Origin of the sequence: Mesorhizobium sp. M1A.T.Ca.IN.004.03.1.1, from assembly GCF_003997555.1 — a bacterium.
In the GTDB taxonomy this organism is placed as follows: Bacteria; Pseudomonadota; Alphaproteobacteria; order Rhizobiales; family Rhizobiaceae; genus Mesorhizobium.
In genome coordinates, this window is record NZ_RZTV01000003.1 from 339,154 (window position 1) to 360,284 (window position 21,131).

General features: G+C 64.2%; 16 protein-coding genes, 2 pseudogenes and 1 riboswitch. Of the genes and pseudogenes, 10 read left to right on the forward strand and 8 right to left on the reverse strand.

Annotated features, from left to right (window positions below; all coding sequences use genetic code 11):
* On the reverse strand, positions 1-960 hold the full coding sequence (gene cyoA, locus EOD29_RS12000; RefSeq protein WP_082953921.1) for a ubiquinol oxidase subunit II: 960 nt from the start codon (positions 958-960) through the stop codon (positions 1-3).
* Between the two features lie 502 nt (positions 961-1,462).
* On the opposite strand from cyoA, the gene EOD29_RS12005 reads away from it, so the two are divergent.
* The 6 genes and pseudogenes from EOD29_RS12005 (at position 1,463) to EOD29_RS12030 (ending at position 7,904) form a co-directional block, all read left to right on the forward strand.
* Entirely contained in the window at positions 1,463-2,062 is a 600-nt protein-coding gene (locus tag EOD29_RS12005) for a LysE family transporter (protein WP_164763758.1), read from the forward strand.
* 82 nt (positions 2,063-2,144) lie between these two features.
* Positions 2,145-4,259, forward strand: a complete 2,115-nt coding sequence (locus EOD29_RS12010; protein WP_127246808.1) for an ABC transporter ATP-binding protein/permease — start codon at positions 2,145-2,147, stop codon at positions 4,257-4,259.
* Positions 4,260-4,395: 136 nt separating this feature from the next.
* A pseudogene (locus tag EOD29_RS12015) lies at positions 4,396-5,369 on the forward strand (nucleoside hydrolase).
* A 706-nt stretch (positions 5,370-6,075) separates the two neighbouring features.
* Complete coding sequence (locus tag EOD29_RS12020; protein WP_127246809.1) at positions 6,076-6,801, forward strand: hypothetical protein; 726 nt, start codon at positions 6,076-6,078, stop codon at positions 6,799-6,801.
* Positions 6,802-7,045: 244 nt separating this feature from the next.
* Positions 7,046-7,453, forward strand: a complete 408-nt coding sequence (locus tag EOD29_RS12025; protein ID WP_127246810.1) for a DOPA 4,5-dioxygenase family protein — start codon at positions 7,046-7,048, stop codon at positions 7,451-7,453.
* 202 nt (positions 7,454-7,655) lie between these two features.
* Positions 7,656-7,904: a hypothetical protein gene (locus tag EOD29_RS12030; protein ID WP_127246811.1), complete on the forward strand. Its 249-nt coding sequence runs from the start codon at positions 7,656-7,658 to the stop codon at positions 7,902-7,904.
* Positions 7,905-7,951: 47 nt separating this feature from the next.
* On the opposite strand, the gene EOD29_RS12035 is transcribed toward EOD29_RS12030, so the two are convergent.
* Both EOD29_RS12035 and EOD29_RS35940 read right to left on the reverse strand, forming a co-directional pair.
* Positions 7,952-9,709 carry a retron Ec67 family RNA-directed DNA polymerase/endonuclease gene (locus EOD29_RS12035; protein ID WP_127246812.1) on the reverse strand — a complete coding sequence of 586 codons (1,758 nt, stop codon included), beginning with the start codon at positions 9,707-9,709 and terminating at the stop codon, positions 7,952-7,954.
* Positions 9,710-9,965: 256 nt separating this feature from the next.
* Entirely contained in the window at positions 9,966-10,130 is a 165-nt protein-coding gene (locus EOD29_RS35940) for a hypothetical protein (RefSeq protein WP_164763727.1), read from the reverse strand.
* A 103-nt stretch (positions 10,131-10,233) separates the two neighbouring features.
* A riboswitch (cobalamin riboswitch) is annotated at positions 10,234-10,425 on the forward strand.
* Positions 10,426-10,514: 89 nt separating this feature from the next.
* On the opposite strand from EOD29_RS35940, the gene EOD29_RS12040 reads away from it, so the two are divergent.
* Positions 10,515-11,582, forward strand: coding sequence for a HoxN/HupN/NixA family nickel/cobalt transporter (locus EOD29_RS12040; protein ID WP_127246813.1), 1,068 nt, complete (start codon positions 10,515-10,517; stop codon positions 11,580-11,582).
* Between the two features lie 499 nt (positions 11,583-12,081).
* On the opposite strand, the gene EOD29_RS12045 is transcribed toward EOD29_RS12040, so the two are convergent.
* A complete protein-coding gene (locus tag EOD29_RS12045) occupies positions 12,082-13,551 on the reverse strand; it encodes an HWE histidine kinase domain-containing protein (protein WP_164763743.1) in 1,470 nt (489 codons plus the stop codon).
* Positions 13,552-13,867: 316 nt separating this feature from the next.
* On the opposite strand from EOD29_RS12045, the gene EOD29_RS12050 reads away from it, so the two are divergent.
* Positions 13,868-14,368, forward strand: coding sequence for a group 1 truncated hemoglobin (locus tag EOD29_RS12050; protein WP_245475322.1), 501 nt, complete (start codon positions 13,868-13,870; stop codon positions 14,366-14,368).
* Positions 14,369-14,408: 40 nt separating this feature from the next.
* Here EOD29_RS12050 and EOD29_RS12055 read toward each other — a convergent pair whose 3' ends face one another.
* From EOD29_RS12055 to EOD29_RS12070, 4 genes are all read right to left on the reverse strand, one after another.
* Entirely contained in the window at positions 14,409-14,654 is a 246-nt protein-coding gene (locus EOD29_RS12055) for a MoaD/ThiS family protein (protein WP_066997117.1), read from the reverse strand.
* Between the two features lie 62 nt (positions 14,655-14,716).
* The gene (locus EOD29_RS12060) at positions 14,717-16,981 is read right to left on the reverse strand and encodes a xanthine dehydrogenase family protein molybdopterin-binding subunit (protein WP_127246816.1); all 2,265 of its coding nucleotides are present in this window, start codon (positions 16,979-16,981) and stop codon (positions 14,717-14,719) included.
* 1 nt (position 16,982) lies between these two features.
* Positions 16,983-17,459 (reverse strand): (2Fe-2S)-binding protein, encoded by a 477-nt coding sequence (locus EOD29_RS12065; protein WP_066997187.1) that lies wholly within the window; start codon positions 17,457-17,459, stop codon positions 16,983-16,985.
* On the reverse strand, positions 17,459-18,319 hold the full coding sequence (locus EOD29_RS12070) for a xanthine dehydrogenase family protein subunit M (RefSeq protein ID WP_095824450.1): 861 nt from the start codon (positions 18,317-18,319) through the stop codon (positions 17,459-17,461). The genes EOD29_RS12065 and EOD29_RS12070 overlap by 1 nt, the downstream gene beginning before the upstream one ends.
* Positions 18,320-18,543: 224 nt before the next feature.
* Here EOD29_RS12070 and EOD29_RS12075 point away from each other — a divergent pair, with 224 nt between their 5' ends.
* Both EOD29_RS12075 and EOD29_RS12080 read left to right on the forward strand, forming a co-directional pair.
* Positions 18,544-19,866: an aminotransferase class I/II-fold pyridoxal phosphate-dependent enzyme gene (locus tag EOD29_RS12075; RefSeq protein WP_127246817.1), complete on the forward strand. Its 1,323-nt coding sequence runs from the start codon at positions 18,544-18,546 to the stop codon at positions 19,864-19,866.
* A gap of 89 nt (positions 19,867-19,955) precedes the next feature.
* A pseudogene (locus EOD29_RS12080) lies at positions 19,956-21,069 on the forward strand (branched-chain amino acid ABC transporter substrate-binding protein).
* Positions 21,070-21,131: the final 62 nt, after the last annotated feature.

Below are 21,131 nucleotides of genomic sequence, written 5' to 3' on the forward strand. Positions count from 1 at the left end.
TCATCCTCCCGCTTTCGGCTGCGGCTGTTGGGCAGGCGCCGGCGTCCCGGCCTTGGGCTGGGCCTTGGGGCTTACCTGCGGCTCGCCGGCGGCGGTTTCGGCGGGACCCGGACCGGGCGGCAGCGTCTGGCGCACGATCGCGTCGAACAGGCCGTCCTGCACGACGCCGAACGAGGCCGGCGGCACGTTGATGCTCTGCCTGGCAAGCTCGCCATAGGCGCGGGCGTTGAGCACGCCGCCGGCGCCATGCAGCGAAGAGGCCCAGCGCGCAAACTCGTCGGGCGGGACCGCGCGCACGCGGAAATTCATGTCGGAGAAGCCATCGCCGCTGAAATGCGCCGACAGGCCGAGATAGTCGCCCTCGCGGTCGGCCTGCAGGTTGAGCTCGGTCTGCATGCCGTTCATGACATAGATCATGCTGCCGAGCTGCGGCACAAAGAAGGTGTTCATCACGCTGGCCGAGGTCAGCTTGAAACGAACGGGAACGCCGGCCGGGATGACCAGCTGGTTGACCGTTCCGACGCCCTGGTCGGGGTAGAGGAACAGCCATTTCCAGTCGAGCGCCACCACCTGGATGTCGAGCGGCGGCTGGCTGGAGGCGATCGGCCGGCGCGGGTCGAGATGGTAGGATCCGTAATAGATCAGCCCGCCGAGGAAGAGGATGGTGAGCGTCGGGATCGACCAGACGATCAGCTCGATGCGGCCCGAATAGGTGAATTCCGGCTCGTAGCGCGCGTTGCGGTTGGAGGCACGGAACATCCAGGCAAACAAAAGCAGCGCCACCAGCGTCGGAATGACGATGACCAGCATGACCGCCAGCGAGTTGAGCAGGATCGTGCGGTTGCCCGCGCCGATCGGGCCCTGCGGGTCGAGCACCCCGCCCGCGCAGCCGGAGAGCGTTGCGATCAGGCCTATCCAGAGCGGCGAGCGGCCTCGCCTCGGTCTAGGGAAGGAAAGCACTGGAACGGATCATGCTTGGCGCGAACGGATCGGCGGGACGTCTTGACTGTGGGCGGCGCGTCGTCGGCGCCGCTGGGCCGCGGCACGGCCGGAAACAGACTTCGCGGCCAGTCCGGCTGGGCCGTGATCCTTCAAAAGCTCGCGCCTGCGAGGGTCGCGTTCTGCAGCAGCTTTCATCTGAAGTCTCCCCGTGTGCAGAGGCACTTCCGCCATATACCGTACGACTGCTGAACACGGCTGCCAACCCAAGCAGTTGCCGCCTGTTCCGCAAAGGCGGTGTTTTGCCCGATGGCTGGACGGGCCGCGGAAGACATAGGGCGCGGCTCCAGCCTGACCAGACGCCGTCTCGGCATGCTCGCGCTCGCCGATCGCCCGCCAGGATGGTGACAAGGCGCGCGGCGCGTGCATTGTACTGCGCAGGGAATTGCAGCCGCCTGCGGAGGAAGCCTTGTCCGAGATTGCAACCATCCTTTCCATCCTTGGCGTTTTCTTGCTGGGGGCGATGAGCCCGGGGCCGAGCTTCGTCGTCGTCTCGCGCATCGCGGTCGCCGGCGAGCGCAGTGACGGCCTAGCAGCGGCGATCGGCATGGGCATCGGCGGCTTCATCTTCGCCATCATCGCGGTCGCGGGCCTGACCGCGCTGCTCGTCCAGGTCGCCTGGCTGGACATTTTCCTGCGCGTCGCCGGCGGCGCCTATCTGTTGTGGATCGGCATCAAGATCTGGCGCGGCGCCAATCAGCCGATCGAGATCGCGAACGATGCCTCGGCGCGCGCCGGCTCGTTCTGGCGGGCGCTGCGGCGCGCGCTTCTGGTCCAGCTCGCCAATCCGAAGACGGCGATCTTCTACGCCTCGATGTTCGCGGCCATGCTGCCGGCCTCGCCGCCGCTCTGGATGCTCTTGGTCCTGCCGCCGCTGCTCTTCCTCAACGAATTCGTCTGGTACGCGGTCGTCGCCTTCGCCTTTTCCTCCAGCCGGCCGCGCGCGGCCTATCTCGGCACCAAGCACTGGATCGACCGCGCCGCCGGCGCCGTGGTCGGCGCGCTCGGGATCAAGCTGATGTGGGAAGGCATGGCCGCCGCGCGGCGGGGTTTTGCCGGGTGAGGTGAGGTCGAGGCCCGAGCGGGCAGGCAACATCTCTCGCCGAGATCGTGAAACCTTCTGATTTTTGAGCCGTTGTCGGCTGATGTCTGAAGCAAAGCTCAAGCCAAGATCGGCCGACGGCGCCCAGCCGCGCGGTGCCGGGAAGTCGCGCCCCGCAAAGACGGGCGCAGCGAAGGCACCCCCGGGCAAGACGCGGCCGGAAAAGTCGCCGCCGGAAAGCTTGCATCCGGAAAGACCCCGCGAAAAGAAGTCGCAACCGAAGCAATCGCCCGAGCACGAGGAGCCGGCCGAAGCGACGCCGGAGGCCGTCGGCGAACCGGCGCCGCCGCCGCCGGAATCCGTCGAGCCCGGTCCGAAGCTGACGCCCGAGGAGGCCGAGCAGGCGCGCAGGAAGTACCTGTTTAGGCGGTTCTGGATCAGCGGGCGCGGCTACTGGGGCCGGAATGGCGACAAGCTCGCATGGCCGTTTACGATTGGGCTGCTGGTGCTGATCTGCGTCAATGTCGGCTTCCAGTATGGCATCAATGTCTGGAACCGCGCCTTCTTCGACGCCATCGAGCAGCGCAATGTCCACACCGTCTATATGCTGAGCGCCGTCTTCGTGCCGCTGGTCGCCGGAAGCGCCAGCCTCGTCGTCGCTCAGGTCTATCTGCGCATGACGATCCAGCGCCGCTGGCGCTCCTGGCTCACCACATCTGTCATCGCGCGCTGGCTGGCCAGCGGCCGCTACTATCAGCTGAACCTCGTCGCCGGCGACCACTCGAACCCCGAAGCCCGTCTCACCGAAGATCTGCGCATCGCCACCGAGTCCCCCGTCGATTTCATCTCCGGCGTCCTCAACGCCTTCCTGTCGGCCTCGACCTTCATCGTCGTTCTGTGGACCATCGGCGGCGCGCTCACCTTGCCGCTCGGCCGCGAGAGCATCACCATCCCCGGCTTCCTCGTCGTCACCGCGGTCATCTACGCCGCCATCACCTCGACCTCGATGGTGGTCATCGGCCGCCATTTCGTGCAGCTTTCGGAGCGCAAGAACCAGGCGGAAGCCGAATTCCGCTATACGCTGACGCGCGTGCGCGAAAACGGCGAAAGCATCGCGCTGCTTGGCGGCGAGGCGGAGGAGCGCAGCGGCATCGACAGGAATTTCGGCCATGTGCTGAGGCAATGGGCACTGCTGACCGGACAGCACATGCGCACCGCGATTGTCTCGCAAGGGTCGATGCTGTTCGCGCCGGTGGTGCCGGTGCTGCTCTGCGCGCCGAAATTCCTCGAAGGCTCGATGTCGCTCGGCCAGGTCATGCAGGCGGCCTCCGCCTTTGCCATCGTGCAGGGCGCGTTCGGCTGGCTGGTCGACAATTATCCGCGCCTGGCCGATTGGAACGCCTCGGCGCGCCGCGTCGCTTCGCTGATGATGTCGCTCGACGGGCTGGAGCGCGCCGAAGAGAGCGAGTCCTTTGGGCGCATCCGGCGCGGCGAGACGCAAAACGGCGCCATGCTCAGCCTGGACGATCTCTCCGTCACCCTCAACGACGGCACCGGCGTGGTCAAGGAGACGAAGGTCGAGATCAACCCGGGCGAGCGGGTGCTGGTCGCCGGCGAATCCGGCACCGGCAAGTCGACGCTGGTGCGGGCCGTCGCGGGCCTGTGGCCCTGGGGCGGCGGCAGCGTCAATTTCCATGCCGGCAAGCGGCTGTTCATGTTGCCGCAACGCCCCTACATCCCGACCGGCACGCTGCGGCGCGCGGTCGCCTATCCGGCCGCCGCCGAAAACTGGACGGTGGACGAGATCGACGCCGCCCTCGACAAGGTCGGCCTCGGCTACCTGCGGGACAGGATCGAGGAAGAGGCGCCGTGGGACCAGACACTCTCCGGCGGCGAAAAGCAGCGCCTCGCCTTCGCGCGCCTGCTGCTGCACGAGCCAGACATCGTCGTGCTGGACGAGGCGACCTCGGCGCTCGACGAGAAGAGCCAGGACAAGATGATGCAGACGGTGATCCAGGCATTGCCGAAGGTCACGGTCATCAGCGTCGCCCACCGCGCCGAGCTGGAAGCTTTCCACAGCCGCAAGATCACGCTGGAGCGGCGCGAAGGCGGCGCGAAGCTGGTCAGCGATGTGGAGCTGGCGCCGCGCAGGGGCAAGCGCAACGTGTTCGCGCGGGCGCTGTGGGGGAGCGGGGCGAGAGGAGGGCCGGCGCGCTGAGGGCGGCATCAAGGGCAGGCAAGAACGTCCGAGATGGTGATCGGACCGCTGGGGTCGCGCTTCGGCCGGATGGCAACCTTGACGTCACCAGAGGCCCAGGTCTGTAATCGCCGCAGGCCAGGGAGAGGCGACCCCCATGGAAAAGATCATCCTCGACTGCGATCCGGGGCACGACGATGCCATCGCCATCCTGCTTGCGGCCGGCAACCCGGACATCGACCTTCTCGGCATCACCACGGTTTCGGGCAACCACAATGTCGAGAACACCACGCGCAATGCGCTCTCCGTATGCACGGCCTACGGCATAAGGTGCCGGTGGCGAAAGGCTCGCCCGGCCCGCTGATCATCGACCAGGTGCTGGCCGTCGAGATCCACGGCGAGACCGGGCTCGATGGCCCGGAGCTGCCGCCCGCCTCGTTCGAGCTCGACAAGCGCCATGCCGTCGACTTCATCATCGAGACGGTCATGGCGCATGAGCCGAAAACCGTCACGCTGGTGCCGGTCGGGCCCTACACCAACATCGCTCTAGCCGTGCGCAAGGAGCCGCGCATCGTCGAGCGGGTGAAGCGGGTCGTCGCGATGGGCGGAAGTTTCACGCGCGGCAACATCACGCCGGCGGCCGAGTTCAACGTCTATGCCGACCCGGAGGCCGCAGACGTGGTGTTCCGCGCCGCTTGGGACGTCACCATGGTGGGGCTTGACCTCACGCACCAGGCCTTGGCCACCCCCGACCTGCAGGACAGGGTGCGCGCCGTCGGCGGGCCGCTCGCCAAATTCATCCTCGACATCTGGGAATTCATTGCGACCACGCATGGCGGCCTGCTGCAGATAGCCTATCCCGCCGTCCATGACGCCTGCTGCGTGGCGGCGATGATCGACGCAGGCGTCTTCACCACCGAGAAGGCCGATATCCGCGTCGAGCTTGCCGGACGGTGGACCAAGGGCATGACGGTCTGCAATTTCGAGAAGCTGGGCGGCATGCGCCATTTCGGCGGCACGGCGAGCGAGCAGGTCGATTTCCGCCATACCGTGGCGATGAAGCTCGACCATGCGAAATTCTGCGACCTGATCGTCGATGCGCTCGAGCGCCTCACCAGTCAAAAGGCGTGAGGCGCTCCAGGGGCAAGGCCTAGCCGGCCCTCACAGCAGGAACGATTGCCTGTCGCGCAATGTGGCGCTGATGCGGCGATGCCGGTCTCGATCTCGCGCTTGTTGGCCAGGATCGCATCGCCGGCCGCACCCTCGACCATCGATCGCAACAGGTGGGCCTGGCCGACCAGCACCGCGTCCTTGTCGGCCAGCGCGACGAGCGTTGCGGCTTCGAGCCGGTAGCGCGGGCGCCTTGCCGCCCTGGGCGACTCTCAAGCCTCCAGGCCCGCGCACGCCAGGAAGTGGGAGAGAATTGGCCCGGCGAAGCCGAGACGGCCATTTCGACGAGAGCCCGGCGTCGGCATCAGCAACCGGCACTGGCACGGTGGTGTCCTTGTTCTGTTGCTTTTTAGTTGAAACTAATTTGAAAGTTACCCGTTAGCAGCGCGTAGGCGAGCTCAAACTTGCCCTGCTGTCGACAGCTAAGTTGAAAGGAGAAGTCCTAAGCCTTTTTCAGTGCTTGGCGTTGCCGAGACCGCTTTTCTATCATTCGTCTTTCGAGCGGCCTCCAGCCGCGCCGGTCACCGCCGAGGCCGATGCCTGGCAGGGCGGAGAAGTCGCCATCGCTCGGCACGCATTCGCGCGACGAAGGCTTCGCAGACCGCTGTCGAGCGGAACGCTCGATTGAGGAGCCACACAAGGTTGGCCTTGGAACAAAGGTCTGGCCATGAAAAAATACCTAGCAGCCGCGCTGGCGATCGCCATCCCGATCGGGCCTGCCTCGGCGCTTGACGTCGGCGTGGGCGGCAAGGTCGGCGGCATCGGCGTGGGCGCCGGATTGGGCGCCGGTTCGCAAGGCGTGTCGGCGGGCGTGGGCGCCAGTGCCGACGGTGTCGGCGGCGCAAACGTCGGCGCATCGACCGGCGGCGGATCGCTCGGCGTCAATGCCGGCGGCAATCTGGGCAGCACCAGCACAGGCGTGTCGACAAGCGTGGGCGCCGCCGCCGCGGGCGACGATCCTTCCGCCGTCAGCGGATCGGCTGCCTCTGCGCAGAACCCGGCCGCGGTGCCGACAGCCCCTGCTTTGGCCAAAAGCGCGACGCAGACCATTGTGCTGCCTCCAGTGCTGAGACCCTCCAGATCCGCCGGCGGCGACCTCCGGCGGGTCACCAAAGGCTATCGCATCGCGCCGCTGTCATCTCCGAAGGCGATACCCGGCACGCCGGCGGCCGTAGTGCGCGCCTGTCGCGCCGCGATCGCGGCGGCCGCCAAGCCCCTCGGCGCCGTGCGTGTTTACACGGTCAGCGCCGGCCCCTTGCGTCAACGCCGAAGCGGGCTCAACGCGCCGATCGAGGTGCGCATAGACTATGACGGGCGAGGCGGCATCGAAGTGAGGCAGGCGAAAGTCGGCTGTCGCCTAAATGCGAAGGGCGCGGTCACCGCGGTGATTTAGGCAAAGGCACAACGGCCGTTGCCATCCTTCCTGCCGGTTGCAACCTCGGCGGTTTGGCAATTCCTCGCCCCCACAAGGTGGACGGGAGAGGTGGCTCGGCGCAGCCGAGACTGAGCGGGGGAGCGCCATATCCGACAACCCTGCCGGCCGCAGGCGCGGACCTCGGCCGGCTGCAGACAAGGCGCCCGCGCTTCGGCTAGAGTTCCGCCGGGCGCAAAAAAGATCGTCGAAGGGGAGCATCGCGATGAACGAAGTCAGGCCGATCGCCGAGATCGCCAGCTATCACGCCCATATCTACTACGGCGGGGAGGCCGAGCGGCAGCATGCCGAATGGCTGCGCCAGCGCATCGCAGAGCGCTTCCGCGTGCGCCTGGGCAACTGGCGCGACGAGCCGGTCGGCCCGCACCAGCAAGCCATGTACCAGGTCTCCTTCGCCACCGAGATCTTTGCCACGCTGGTTCCCTGGCTGATGCTGAACCACGGCGGCCTGAGCATCCTCATCCATCCCAACACCACCAACCCCAAGCGCGACCACCTTATCGACCCGATCTGGATCAACCGGGCACTGCCGGTGAAGGGCGACGTGCTTGGCGAAGAGAACGAGGCGGAAGAGGCGCTGGAGGTGAATACCGAGCCGACGCTGGGGGTTTAGGGGAGGGCAGCGACATCTGGTATTACCCTGCTGCCGGTTCGTTGCCGACCTGCTCGCCCGCATCGGACACGCCATAAGGCGGGCTGAACGAAGTCTGCCGTGGAAATGGAAACGTCGATCATCGAACGCCATCGCTGCAAGAATGGCTCACGGACGAAACAAGTATCAGTCACGAGAGAACCGGGCTCGGGTACGGGAGATCTTGCTGCGCGATTGGGATCCGATCGGCGTCTCCGCCATACCACAGGCTGCCAACGAATATGACGCCTACGCAGATACAGTTTACGTCTTGTTGATGGACGAAAGCGCCACCGCGAACGACATCGCAGGCTATCTATTCGAAGTAGCCACCGAGCATATGGGATTGACGGACCGCGGACAGCTGGCTGAGAGAAGCGATCGGGTGGCCAAACTTCTGGTCAGTTCCCGACCTGAGTTCGGCAATCACTGACGGCACCTTCGTCGAATACCAGAACCACCGCGGCCTTTGCCGGAGGGTTACACAAGCGCAGGCGCCAGGGCGGGAACTGGCGATGGGGCTATCTTGGGTTTATAGTCCTCTATGACTTCCGTGATGGCGGTCAATAATGGTTCGAACCTCCCAAAATTGATGCTCCCTTTATTGGCTGCGACCACCTTGGTGGCGAACGTTTTTTTCCCGTAGAACTTGGTGCCGTCCTTCTCGGAATTTGTCCTGTCAAATTTCTTGCCTTCGTATGTCGTGTCGAGGAGGATCTGTTCGAAGAGACCTTCGATAGGTGTATCAGCTGCGCCAACTTTGGGAATGGGCACGACATAGAGATTTGACTCCAGATGATACCATGCATGAGAGCCGTCCACCTTCTTCCCAGTTCTGTTCTCAATGACTTTGAAAAGCGGTTTGGACCCGTCATCAGAGTCGGCTACCAAGATCAGGGGGTTCTTGGGAGCGATCTTGAACTTTCTCGTTCGGCTGGAATAGGTGTTCACGAGCTTCAGCAACTCACCACTTCCACCACCTAACTGCTGAACTGACGCCGACGTCTTAGTGTACTTGAAAAGCTTGACCTTAAGGTCCCCAACCGCATTGGTGAGAGTGGGATACTTCGCAGCAAGCGCCTGAATGGCGGACTTGATGTATATGTTATCCGTCACGCCCTCGCATAGGATAACGGGGCGATCCACGCCATAGAGGTCTGCATAGTTGAGAAACCTCTCGAAAAGCTTGAAGCTAGACCACAGTCTTTGCTGGCTGCCCTTGACCTGGTCGTCCTTATCGTCGGCTGTCTGACGATGCTTGGGCCCCTTACCGCGAACCTGGTAGATATAGGCTAAGCGGCCTCGAAGCTTTCGGATCGAGAATGGCTGCTTAGTGCCGCCGACATCAATATGGCACTCGCCCTTCTTGAAAAGGTGATCGCACATGGCACTGACGGTCGCGTAGTAGTCGGCTGAGATGTTCACCTTCTGATTCACGACGACGCCTGTAACCTCCTGACGGGAATAATGGTACTGCATGCGCGTCTTCTTCGGGTTAATTTCGAATCCTGTACGGGCGATAGCATCAAGCAGTTTTGGGCCCGCCGCCCATAAATTGATGCTGCCGAGTTCGCGCATGCCAATTGCAATCGGAAAGTGTTTTTCACTCGTCGAGAATGTAATATCGTCTGCATATCGGGTGTACCTGCAATGATATCGCCTCGCCAATTCATTAAGCCGGATATCGAGGATGCGGCCGATTAAGTTCGAAATAACCGGTGAGCACGGACTTCCTTGAGGTAATTGGTTTTCGTGGCACGCAATCTGTGCGAGCACGGTGGCGACCTTTGGTTTCAAAGCGAAGTCGTTGTTTTTTGAGAAATATCCGAATACGCGGCCGAAGTTGATGGACGGAAAAAAGTCCTGCAGGTCGACATTGCAGACGTAGCGCCGGCCGCGGTGGTTCTCTCCGTTGGTCATAATGGAAAGCTTCTTCTTAAACCCATGTGCGAGGATGCAATCGCGCTCCTTCACTCGCGCCTGTTCCAACTGCTGTTCAATCAGAAGCAAGTCCTGAGCGAGCCGCTTTTGAATCACTTTTAATGTATTGTGGGGAGCCTTGATTGTGCGAACGCCTCCCGATTTTTTGGGCACCGTGAATTCGCGGTATTTTTGATGTGTGGGGAGTTTATAGAGCGCGTATGAAATGTGCGCTGGTTTAAGGTCCAGGATATGGGCGATGTCGGAGAGATCCTCTGCATCCCTATACTGCTCAAGTTTTAGCGATACGACTGTCATAGGAAAGGGGACTTGCGGATACTCTTATGCGATCTAGCGTATTGTAGACTCGATGTATTGCTCTTCGTTGCCCCTTCGGGAAGCACTAGAGCCACGTTGCTTTCACCTGTGGAGAGTCCCCACAGAAAAATCTATCCGCAAGCCGACCGGATTGCAGCAAATGGAGGTGGGGCCGGCAAGTGAAATTCCCTGTTATCAACAAGCATTTGAGGCGATTTGATCGGCGGGTTCACCTTGCGAAAATTCAGCCATTTGATCAATGCGTAGTGTATGAGCAGCATTCCCGGCCGGAGCGGGAGGCCGACTGCCAGGCGGCCTGGCTGACCAAGGAATCCGGCGACAGGCAAATGGTCTCGACAAGGGCCGTTTCCTCGCGATTCCAAACCTCGATGCGGAAATTGTCCTCTTGGATCTTTGCCATATCGTCGCCTCCCGCGCCGCAGCGCCTGCCGCAGCCCTCTCGTCACGATGGCGTGAGAGGCGGCTGGCCGGCGGAGTTGTCGATTGACTGACCAATCGCGGTGTGGCGAATTCGCGCTGATGGTTCCCTTCGGGGATCAAAAGGGAACGCGGTGCGGAGAAATCCAAAGCCGTGGCTGCCCCCGCAACTGTAAGCGGCGTGCCGGTTTCACGATGCCACTGGCTGCATGGGCCGGGAAGGCGAAAGCGGCGGGAATCCGCGAGCCAGGAGACCTGCCATCATGGACGTCAAAGCAGAACATCGGACGGGGTGATCCGGTGTGCGCGCCTGGCCGGAGGGCGGGGCGAGTTCCCTGCGATGACAGGCAACGTCAAAGGCAGAACCATGCTGATCCAACTATCGAAAATGCTGAACAAAACCGCGCCGGACCTGAAGGCCAGGCTGATTACAATCTACGGGGCGCTCGCCATTCTCAACGTCGGGGCGTGGCTGTGGGCTTTCGTCGCCTTCCACGACAAGCCGACATTGCTTGGCGTCGCTCTCGTCATTTATGGCCTCGGCTTGCGCCATGCCGTCGATGCCGACCACATAGCGGCCATCGACAATGTCACGCGCAAGCTGATGCAGAACGGCAAACGGCCGGTCTCCGTCGGCTTCTTTTTCGCACTCGGCCATTCGACGATCGTCGTCATCGTCGCTGCGGCTATCGCGGCGGCAACGTCCCTGCTCGGCCGTTTCCAGAGCCTTCAGGAGATTGGCGGCACGATCAGTACCGGCGTTTCCGCACTCTTCCTGCTCGCCATCGCGGCGATGAACATCGTCATCTTCTTCTCGATCTACAGAAGTTATCGGCGGGTGCGGGCCGGTGGGGCGTTTGTCGAGGAGGACCTGGACCTGCTGCTCAACAATCGCGGCTTCCTGGCGCGCGTCTTCCGCCCGATGTTCCGGCTGGTGTCGGGCAGCTGGCACATGTTCCCACTTGGTTTCCTCTTCGGCCTTGGTTTCGACACCGCGACCGAAGTCGCCATGTTCGGCGTGTCCGCGGCACAAGCGGCCAAGGGCGTGCCGTTCGAAGCCATTCTGGTCTTCCCGGTGCTTTTCGCGGCCGGTATGTCACTGGTCGACACGACCGATGGTGTGATGATGCTCGGCGCCTATGAGTGGGCCTTCGTCAAGCCGATCCGCAAACTGTACTACAACATGACGATCACCCTGGTGTCGGTCCTTGTCGCAGTACTGATCGGCGGCATCGAGGCGCTCGGCCTGATCGGTGACAAGCTCGGTCTGTCGGGCGGCTTCTGGAACGGCGTCGGCACGCTCAACGACAATTTCAACAATCTGGGCTTCGCCATTATCGGCATCTTCATCGCCGCCTGGGCGATCTCCTACCTCGTCTACAAGGCCAAGGGGCTGGATGATGTGGAGAGCGCATCCGCAGCAAAGAATTCATAAACCGCCGGCTGCGGCTGGCTGCAGCAGGCCAGCCGCATCTCTCTGCCATCAGACCCCGGCGGGCTGCCAGCCTGCCTCCTTGAAGCGCCTCGGCAACAGAAAGCCGACGGCGGCAAAGGCGACGATCGCCAGCCCCGTCAGCGGTGCCCGGCTTGACATTTTTGTTCCCATTTTGTTCACTGTTGGCCAGACAGCAACAGGAGATAGCCGGCCCGTGCGCACGCGCTTCAAAGGCATGCTGAGGACCCGTAGCCCAAGCCTTTGGAAGTGTGACGGAATTCTGCGCTTGGATAAGCCAGGGGTTAAGGCCTCGGATAAGCCCCATAATCCATAAGCCAGTATCCAGAGTCCAAATATCCAGAATCCAGAACAGAAAAGCTGGCGCTTTTCTGTTCCAAAAAAGCGGGAGGGGAAGGCAAAAAATGGGAGCAGCGCAGGCCATTCGGCCCACGGCGGGACGGCGAGGGCTCGGCGGCGCCTCCTCAGGATGCAAACGCCTTCACGTCAGCCCGCCGATCTGCTCATCGCCGTCCAGCTCCGCCCCGCGGGCGACAACCACGTTGGCGAGCGGCGCCGAAAGCGTCCAGCGAACGAGGCCAGGCAGCCGTTCCATGGAGGCGCTGCCGGAGAGGCTGGTGGGGACGACGCGCTGGAGAACGACGCTGCCGAAGCCTTTGTGCGGCTTGGCATCGGCGGCCGCGGCAGGTTCGGAAAAATGTTCCTCCCAGACCAGCTCGAAATCGCCGCCTTCGGGGGCCGGGGCTACCCGCCAGTCCATCCGCACGGTTCCGGCGTCGCCGGCCAGGGCGCCGTATTTCGTCGCGTTGGTGCCCAGCTCATGCAGCGCCATGCCGATGTTCTGCACCGCGTTCAGCCGCAACGTCACGTCCGGCCCGCAAGGCGAGATCCGCTCTTCGTGTCCGAACGGCCGCAGATGTTCGCGCACAAGGTCGGCCATGCCTGCGCCGCGCCAGTCGTTGAGCACCAAGAGGTCGTGCGAGCGCGACAGCGCCATGATGCGTTCGCGGATCTGGTGTTCGAACGCGCGCGGGTCGGTCGCGCGTTTGCTCGTCTCGCGGATCATGGAAAGGATCACGGCGTACTGGTTTTTGACGCGGTGGTTCACCTCGCGCATCAAGAGTTGGATCTGCTGTTCGCTCGCCCGTTTTTCGGTGATGTCGGCGGCCATGCCGAACCATTCCAGGATGCTGCCGGTGTCATCGACGATCGGGATTGCCCGTGAGGTGGTCCAGCCGGCGGACCCGTCGGCGCGCCGCACCCTGTGCTCGAGCTCGAACACGCCGCGCTCCATGATGGCGCGCTCGATCGCCGCCTGGATGCTCGCCTGGTCTTCCGGGAACAGGTATTCGTCGCGCCAGCGGATCGCCGGCCCCTGGGCGCTCGACAGGAAGCCGCGGCCGTCCAGCTCATGCATTTCCTGCCAGTCCGGGCTCATCCGGTAAACCACGTCGGAGCTAGCATTGACCAGCGCGCGAAACCGCTGCTCGCTTTCGCGCACCTTTGCTGCCGCCAGCACCCGGGCCGTGGTCTCCGAAACGATGCAGAGCACGGCTTCGACCGTGCCGTCCTGCGCCCGCACTGCGGAATAGGAGATGTCGAAATAGACCGTCTCGCCGACCAGGCCGGATCGTTCGATGTAGAAAGGCCGGTCCCTGGCCGAGTAGGTTTCGCCGGTTTCGAGAACTCCGCGCAGCAGCGGCTCGAGGTCGGTCCAGAGCTCGGACCAGTTTTCCTCGGCGGGACGGCCGAGCGCGCGCGGGTGCTTGTCGCCGATGGTCGGCGCGTAGGCGTCATTGTAGAGCGCGACAAACTCCGGCCCGCAGAAAAGCACGATCTGGGCTTCGGCGGCGAGCATCAGGTCGACCGTCGTCCTCAGGCTGAGCGTCCATGTCTCGATCGGCCCGAGCGGGCTTTCCGACCAGGGATATTCGCGAATGAATCGCGCCATCTCGCCGTTTCCGCGAGGCCACGATTCACGGAAGAGCCCGTCAGCCATAGGCGCATTAACGCGCGACGCCGTTTATGTATCCGTCTCCGTCACGCAAAATTTTAGCCATCGTGAATAGACCCCAGGCTGCCGGTCCGCCGGAGGAATATTTCGGGCGCAGTTTCGTTAGTTCCTCATACGATGCCGTTTGAGGCAAAGTGCATATGTCCCGCAATCACGCATTGAAGCCGCCAGAGCGGCCGGCTCTGGCCCAACGGAGGTACCGGAGATGAAAACGGCTGTTTCGACCTCTCTTTCGAGACGAAGCGTCGTCGCCGTGCTGGCGGCGGCCGCGTCGACCGCCATATTGCCCGCCGGCGATGCGCTGTCGCAGACCAAGCAGACCGCGCCGGACAAGAGTCTATACGATCGGCTGGGAGGCGTGTTCGCCATCGCAGCCGTGGTCGATCACTTCAGCGACGCCGTCGTGAAAAACCCCATCGTCGGCAAGAAGTCCAAGAACCCGCAACTGCGCAAATGGCACACCAAGAACCTCGAACGGCTGCCGGGCCTCAAGTTCATGCGTACGCTGTGGGTGTGCGATGTTTCCGGCGGCCCCTTCAAGTTCGTGGCCACCGAGCCGGGCGCGACGCCGCTCGGCCTCGAGGAGGCCCACAAGGACCTGAAGATTTCTCCCGCCGAGTTCGACGAGGTCGCAGCGGAACTCGGGCGGACGCTCGACCGCTTCAAGGTTCCGAAAGCCGAAAAGACCGAGGTCCTGGAAGCCTTTGCCGCGCACAAGGATGAGGTCACTGCCGGCTCTGTCAAAAAGGGGTGAGGCTCAGCGCGAATCCGGCGAAGGCGGTCCGCCGCTCCGCCTATCCACCCGCCAGCCGCGGCAGCAGGAAAATCTCCGCCCCCGGCGGCAGTTCCTTCGACCACGTGTCGCGATAGATCGTCCCGTCGATCGCGACCGCGATGCCGCGATCGAGCAGGGGTTCGAACGCGGGATGCTGTTCCGCAAGCTTGCGGAACAGCTCCCTGATGTCCTTGGCCTCGATGTCGAGCTTGTCCTTGCCTCCGGCGGCGGCGCTGAGCGAGCCCCAGAGCGTGACTTGGACCATTATCGCCTGATCCTCATTGGACCGTGACGTGAGCTGAAAACCGCTTCGCGCTTTTCAGCATGCTAGCCTTCCCGTTCGGCCTCGAGCGCTGCAAGAATCCGCGGCGGCGACATCGGGATGTGGCTCATGCGCACGCCCACCGCGTTCGACACCGCGTTGGCGATCGCCGCCAGCGGCGGCACGATCGAGGTCTCGCCGACGCCGCGCACCCCGTAGGGGTGGTTGGGGTTGGGGATTTCGAGGATCTGCGTGTCGATCATCGGCAGGTCGGAGCACACCGGGATGCGGTAGTCGAGGAAGCCCGGGTTCTGCAGGCGGCCGTCCTTGCCGTAGATATACTCCTCGTTGAGCGCCCAGCCGATGCCTTGCGCGGCACCGCCCTGGTACTGGCCCTCGACATAGGTCGGGTGCACCGCCTTGCCGGCATCCTGCACCACCGTGTAGCGGATCACCCTGGTCGAGCCGGTCTCGGGATCGACCTCGACGTCGCAGATATGGGTGGCGAAGGAGACGCCGGCGCCGTCGGCGACGAGCTCGCTATGGCCGGCGATCGGCCCGCCGGTCTTGCCGGACTGTGCGGCGATCTCCTTCAGCGACAGCTTGCCGAGATTGCCGTGCTTCTCGCCCTTGGCGACCGCGTGGCCTTTTTCCCAGGCAACGTCGTCGACCGAGATGTCCCACATCTGCGCGGCGCGCTCGCGCAGCACCTTGATGGCGTTGCGGGCGGCCGAGATGGTCGCCATCGAGGAGGAGAAGGTGCCGCGGCTGCCGTCGGTCATGTCGTTGTAACCGAGGCTGGAAGTGTCGGCGACGATCGCCTTCACCTGGCTGTAGTCGATGCCGAGCTCTTCCGCCGCCACCAGCGACAGCGACGCGCGCGAACCGCCGACGTCGACCGTGCCGACGGCGAGCGACACCGTGCCGTCGATGCCGATGTTCAAGTCGGTGCAGGTCTGGCCGCCGAAGTTGAACCAGAAGCCGCAGGCCATGCCGCGGCCCTGGTTCTGAGCCAGCGGCGCGCGCATATGCGGGTGCTCCTTGACCGCCTCGAGCGTCGGTCCGATGCCGATCGGGCCGTAGACCGGGCCGTAGGAGGCGCGGGTGCCTTCCTGCGCCGCATTCTTGATGCGGAACTCGACTGGGTCGATACCGATCTTCTTGGCGAGCTCGTCGACAGCGCTTTCCACCGCGAACGCCGCCATCGGCGCCGAAGGCGCGCGATAGGCCGCGGTCTTGGGCCGGTTGACCAGCACCTCGTAGCCGACGGTCTTGACGTTCTCCAGCTTGTAGCAGGCGAAGGCCGTCATGGCGCCGATCTCCGCCCACATGCCGGCATAGGGGCCGCAGGTGTAGCGCAGCGTCGCTTCGGCGGCGGTGATCGTGCCGTCCTTCCGCGCGCCGATCTTGACGTCGATCGAGGTGGCGCTGGTTGGCCCCGAGGCGCGGAACACCTCGTCGCGGGTCATCACCAGCTTCACCGGGCGGCCGGCCTTGCGCGACAGGGCCAGCGCCACCGGCTCGGCCCAGACATGGGTCTTGCCGCCGAAGCCGCCGCCGATCTCGGAAGAGGTGACGCGCAGCTTCGAGACTTCGAGGCCGAGCAGCTGGGCGCAATGCTGGCGATAGACGAAATGGCCTTGCGTGCAAACCCAGAGATCGGCCGTGCCGTCGGGATTGACGCTCGCCACGCAGGCATGCGGCTCGATATAGCCCTGATGCGTCTGCTCGGTCTTGAAGGAGCGCTCGACGACGAAATCGGCCTGGGCAAAACCCTGGTGGACGTCGCCATGGCCGTATTGCGTGCGCTTGGAGACGTTGGACGGCTTGACCGGCTTTTCCTCCAGCCCTTCGGTGAAGATGGCATCGTTGATGAGCGGGGCGTGGTGCTGCATCGCCTCGTCGACGTCGGTCACATGCGGCAGCACCTCATAGTCGACCTCGATCAGCTTCAGCGCCTGCCTGGCGGTGCGGGCATCGATCGCCGCCACCGCGGCCACGGCATGGCCGTCATAGAGCGCCTTCTTGCGCGCCATGCAATTGTCGAGGGTGTCGAACATGCCGGCATCGCCATCGGTCAGGTCCGGCAGGTCTTTCGCCGTGATCACCGCCTTCACGCCGGCGAGCTTTTCGGCTTTCGAGGTGTCGATCTTCTTGATGATCGCGTGGGCGTGCGGGCTGCGAAGCACACGGCCGACCAGCTGCCCGGCCATGTTGAAGTCGGCGCCGTAGCGGGCGCGTCCCGTCACCTTGTCGACGCCGTCGGGGCGGAGGGGGCGCGTGCCGACAGATGAGAAGCTGCGTCCCGAGTAGCGCGGATCGAAATTCATCTCAGGCTCCCTTCATCACGTTTGCCGCGTCCTGGACGGCGCGCACGATCTTGTCATAGCCGGTGCAGCGGCAGAGATTGCCGGCGAGCCCGAAGCGGATTTCCTCCTCGGTCGGGGAGGGGTTCTTCTCGAGCAGATCCTTCGCCGCAATCAAAAAACCTGGCGTGCAGATGCCGCATTGCAAGGCGGCGTGCTCGAGGAATTTCTGCTGCAGCGGATGCAGCTGGTCGCCATGCGCCATGCCTTCGATGGTCTCGATCTGGCGGCCTTCGGCCTCGGCGCCGAGCACCAGGCAGGAGCACACCAGCCGGTTGTCGACGATGACGCTGCAGGCGCCGCAGTCGCCGGTCCCGCAGCCTTCCTTGGCGCCGGTCAGTCCCAGCCGGTCGCGCAGCACGTCGAGCAGCGTCTCGTCCGGCTGGCAAAGATATTCGACGTGATCGCCGTTGATTGTCGTTGAAACCGCTACACCGGCCATCATTTGCCTCCTGCACGCTCATAGGCGGTGGTGGCGACACGCTTCGCCAGCACACCCGCAACTTTCCGTCTGAATTCGATGGTGCCGCGCTTGTCGTCGATCGGGCGGCAGGCGCCCGCGCAGATCTTGGCGAGCCGCTCCAGCGTCGCCTCATCCAGCTTCGAGCCGACGAGCACCTCGGCCGCCTCCTCGACCAGCAGCACCGTGGGCGCCGCGGCGCCCAGCGCCACGCGGGCCGACTTGATCGCGCCCGCCTCGCCGAGCGTCAGGTTCACGCCGGCGCTGACCACGGCGATGTCCATCTCGGTGCGCGGAATGAAGCGCTGATAGGCGTCGCCCGCATTTGGCGCGCGCTTGTCGAGCAGGATCGCCTCGATGATCTCGCCCTTGGCCAGCGAGGTACGGCCCGGTCCGGTCGGCACGGCTTCCACGGGGATCGTGCGCCTGCCGTTCGGCCCGGCAACAACAGCCTTGGCGCCGGCAGCCACCAGCGCCGGCACGCTGTCGGCGGCGGGCGAGGCGTTGCAGAGATTGCCGACGATTGTGCAGCGTCCCTGCACCTGCTTCGAGCCGATCAGCTTGGCCGCCTCGACGACGCCCGGCCAGGCCTTCTTCAGCGCCGCGTTCTCGCCGAGCACCGCGCAGGGCACCGCGGCGCCGATGCTGAAGCCTTCTGCCGTTTCCTTGATTTCGCTAAGGCCCGCGATCGCCTTGATGTCGACGATCAGCTCGGGCTCGATGAAGCCGCCCTTCATCCTCACCAGAAGGTCGCTGCCTCCGGCAAGGATCGCGGCCGGGCCGGCCGCGCTGGCCAACAGGCCGGCGGCCTCTTCTATTGATTGCGGACGTATGTAGCGCATCGTCTCCCCTTGGTGGTCATGATCAGATCGACCGTTATAAAGACTCTCCTTATAATGACCATCCGCTTCCTGCATTGCACCACCTAAGTCAGGCGCATTGCCCTAATTCCTACCCCTAAATTTTCTAAGCCTAGCCGCTAGAACTACTCGTTTGCGCTCGGCCGGCCAAGCCTCCACCATGCCCTGACGAGCCGGACATCGCATCCGGCAACAGGGAGGCTTCGATGACCGCTCTTGCCCGCAGGCCCTGGGTTCCCACGGACTGCGAGGATTTTATCCAGGCGCTGGCGACGGCCACAAGCGGGCAGGGGAACGACGCCGTGCTCGCCGCGATAGAGGGCGGCATCGCGCTCAACCGGCGAATCCACGAGGCCGACTGCATCAACCTCAATCCGGCGACCAATGTGATGAACCCGAAGGCGGAGGCCGCGCTTGCCGCCCGGCTCGGCTCGCGTCCGTCGCTCGGCTATCCCGGCGACAAATACGAGATGGGGCTGGAGGGCGTCGAACGCATCGAGGTCATCGCCGCCGAGCTGGCGGCGCAAGTCTTCGGCGCGAAATACGCCGAAATCCGCGTCCCTTCCGGCGCCATCGCCAACCTCTATGCTTTCATGGTCGCGGCGCGGCCGGGTGACGCCATCATCGCGCCGCCGCCGGCCATCGGCGGCCATGTCACGCACCATATGGCGGGCTGCGCCGGCCTGTACGGGCTGGAGATTCATGCCGCGCCCGTCGATGCCGGCGGCTACACGGTCGATATCGAGAGGCTGCGCGCGCTTGCCCTTAAGATCAGGCCGAAGATGATCACCATCGGCAGCAGCCTCAATCTGCTGCCGCATCCCATCCAGGAAATCAGGGCGATCGCCGACGAGGTCGGTGCGCTGGTGCTGTTCGATGCCGCGCATCTCTGCGGCATGATCGCCGGACAGGCCTGGCAGCAGCCGCTGGAGGAGGGCGCCCATATGATGACGATGAGCACCTATAAGAGCCTCGGCGGCCCGCCTTCGGGCCTGATCGTCACCAACGACGCCGAGATCGCCGAAAAGCTCGACCGCATCGCCTTTCCCGGCATGACCGCCAATTTCGATGCCGCCAAGGCCGCCGCCCTTGCCATCACCATGCTCGACTGGAAGGCGCATGGCCGGGCCTATGCCGCCGCCATGGCCGGCACCGCGAAGGCGCTGGCAAGCGCGCTGGCTGAGCGCGGCCTGCCGGTGTTCTCGACCGCCAAGGGGCACACCGCCTCGCACCAGTTCGCCATCGAGGCGGCGGAGTTCGGCGGCGGCCAGGCGGCGGCGAAGCGGCTGAGGCGTGCAAACATCCTCACCTGCGGCATCGGCCTGCCGGTCACGGCGGTCGATGGCGACATGAACGGCCTGCGCTTCGGCACGCCCGAGATCGTGCGCTGGGGCATGACGGAGAAGGACATGCCCGAGCTTGCCGCCCTCATCGCCAGGGGACTGCGTGGCAACGATGCCGTGGAGGATGTCGCGGCGGATGTGAGTGCATTCCGGCGCCGGTTCACGAAGCTGCATTTCGTCAGCTGAGCGCCTGAACCCGCGGGCAGGGAGCCCGCTTCGTCAAAAGCAAGGGCCGCGGGCGAGAAGCCCGCCTTCTTCAACAAAGGGGAATGACCATGCGCATGATTCTGCGATTGATGACTGCTGCCCTGATGGCCGCCGCCGCCGGCGTCGCCAGGGCGGATATCGTGCTCGGCGTCGCCGGCCCGATGTCGGGGCCGAACGCCGCCTATGGCGAGCAGTACCGCGTCGGCGTCGAGACGGCGATCCAGCGCATAAACGCCAATGGCGGCGTGCTCGGTCAGAAGCTCAGCGTCTCGGTCGGCGACGATGTCTCCGACCCCAAGCAGGGCGTGTCGGTCGCCAACAAGTTCGTCGCCGACGGCGTGCACTATGTCGTCGGCCACTACAATTCCGGTGTCACCATTCCGGCCTCGGAGATTTATGCAGAAAACGGCGTTGCTCTTCGTCACGCCCACGGCCACCAACCCGATGGTGACTGAGCGAGGCCTATGGGACGCGTTCCGGGCCTGCGGCCGCGACGACCAGCAGGGCATCATCGCCGCGAAATTCGTGCTCGAGCGTTTTGCCGGCAAGAAGGTCGCGATCGTCGACGACAAGTCGACGGCCGGCAAGGGCCTCGCCGACGAGATGGCCAAGGCCTACAATTCCGGCGGCGGCAAGGAGGTGCTGCGCGAGGAGATCAACCCGGGCGAGAAGGACTACAGCGCGCTTGTCGCCAAGATCAAGGAGTCGGGCGCCGACCTTGTCTATTACGGCGGCCAGCACACAGAGGCCGGCCTGATCGTGCGCCAGATGCACGACCAGGGCGTCAAGACGGTCCTCATGGGCGGCGACGGCATATCCAACAGCGAGTTCGGCGCCATCGGCGGCGATGGCGCGGCCGGCACGCTGATGACGTCCTTCCGCGATCCGGCGAGCTTTCCCGAAGCCAAAGACGCGGTCGCCGATCTGAAGGCGAAGAACGTGCCCACTGATGCCGTCACGCTCTATGCCTATGCCGCCACCCAGATCCTCGCCGAGGCGATCGCCAAGGCCAAGGTCGACGACCCGAAGGCGGCGTCCGACTATCTCCATTCGGGAGCGGCCATCCCGACCGTGCTTGGCACCATCTCCTATGACGACAAAGGGGATATCAAGCAGCCGGGCTTCGTCGTATTTGAGTGGCGGAAGGTCGACGGCAAGCTCGTTCCGGTGGCCCTCAAATAGACTTGAGGTCCTGGAGGCGAGCGCAGGCGGTCGCCGTTCTTTCGCTCGAAGCATTGCCGCGC

Coding starts and splice junctions, on each gene's coding strand:
- EOD29_RS12005 (WP_164763758.1), top strand. CDS start 1,463: ATGAGCCCGGGGCCGAGCTTCGTCGTCGTCTCGCGCATCGCGGTCGCC.
- EOD29_RS12010 (WP_127246808.1), top strand. CDS start 2,145: ATGTCTGAAGCAAAGCTCAAGCCAAGATCGGCCGACGGCGCCCAGCCG.
- EOD29_RS12020 (WP_127246809.1), top strand. CDS start 6,076: ATGAAAAAATACCTAGCAGCCGCGCTGGCGATCGCCATCCCGATCGGG.
- EOD29_RS12025 (WP_127246810.1), top strand. CDS start 7,046: ATGAACGAAGTCAGGCCGATCGCCGAGATCGCCAGCTATCACGCCCAT.
- EOD29_RS12035 (WP_127246812.1), bottom strand. CDS start 9,709: ATGACAGTCGTATCGCTAAAACTTGAGCAGTATAGGGATGCAGAGGAT.
- EOD29_RS35940 (WP_164763727.1), bottom strand. CDS start 10,130: ATGGCAAAGATCCAAGAGGACAATTTCCGCATCGAGGTTTGGAATCGC.
- EOD29_RS12040 (WP_127246813.1), top strand. CDS start 10,515: ATGCTGATCCAACTATCGAAAATGCTGAACAAAACCGCGCCGGACCTG.
- EOD29_RS12045 (WP_164763743.1), bottom strand. CDS start 13,551: ATGGCGCGATTCATTCGCGAATATCCCTGGTCGGAAAGCCCGCTCGGG.
- EOD29_RS12055 (WP_066997117.1), bottom strand. CDS start 14,654: ATGGTCCAAGTCACGCTCTGGGGCTCGCTCAGCGCCGCCGCCGGAGGC.
- EOD29_RS12060 (WP_127246816.1), bottom strand. CDS start 16,981: ATGAATTTCGATCCGCGCTACTCGGGACGCAGCTTCTCATCTGTCGGC.
- EOD29_RS12065 (WP_066997187.1), bottom strand. CDS start 17,459: ATGGCCGGTGTAGCGGTTTCAACGACAATCAACGGCGATCACGTCGAA.
- EOD29_RS12070 (WP_095824450.1), bottom strand. CDS start 18,319: ATGCGCTACATACGTCCGCAATCAATAGAAGAGGCCGCCGGCCTGTTG.
- EOD29_RS12075 (WP_127246817.1), top strand. CDS start 18,544: ATGACCGCTCTTGCCCGCAGGCCCTGGGTTCCCACGGACTGCGAGGAT.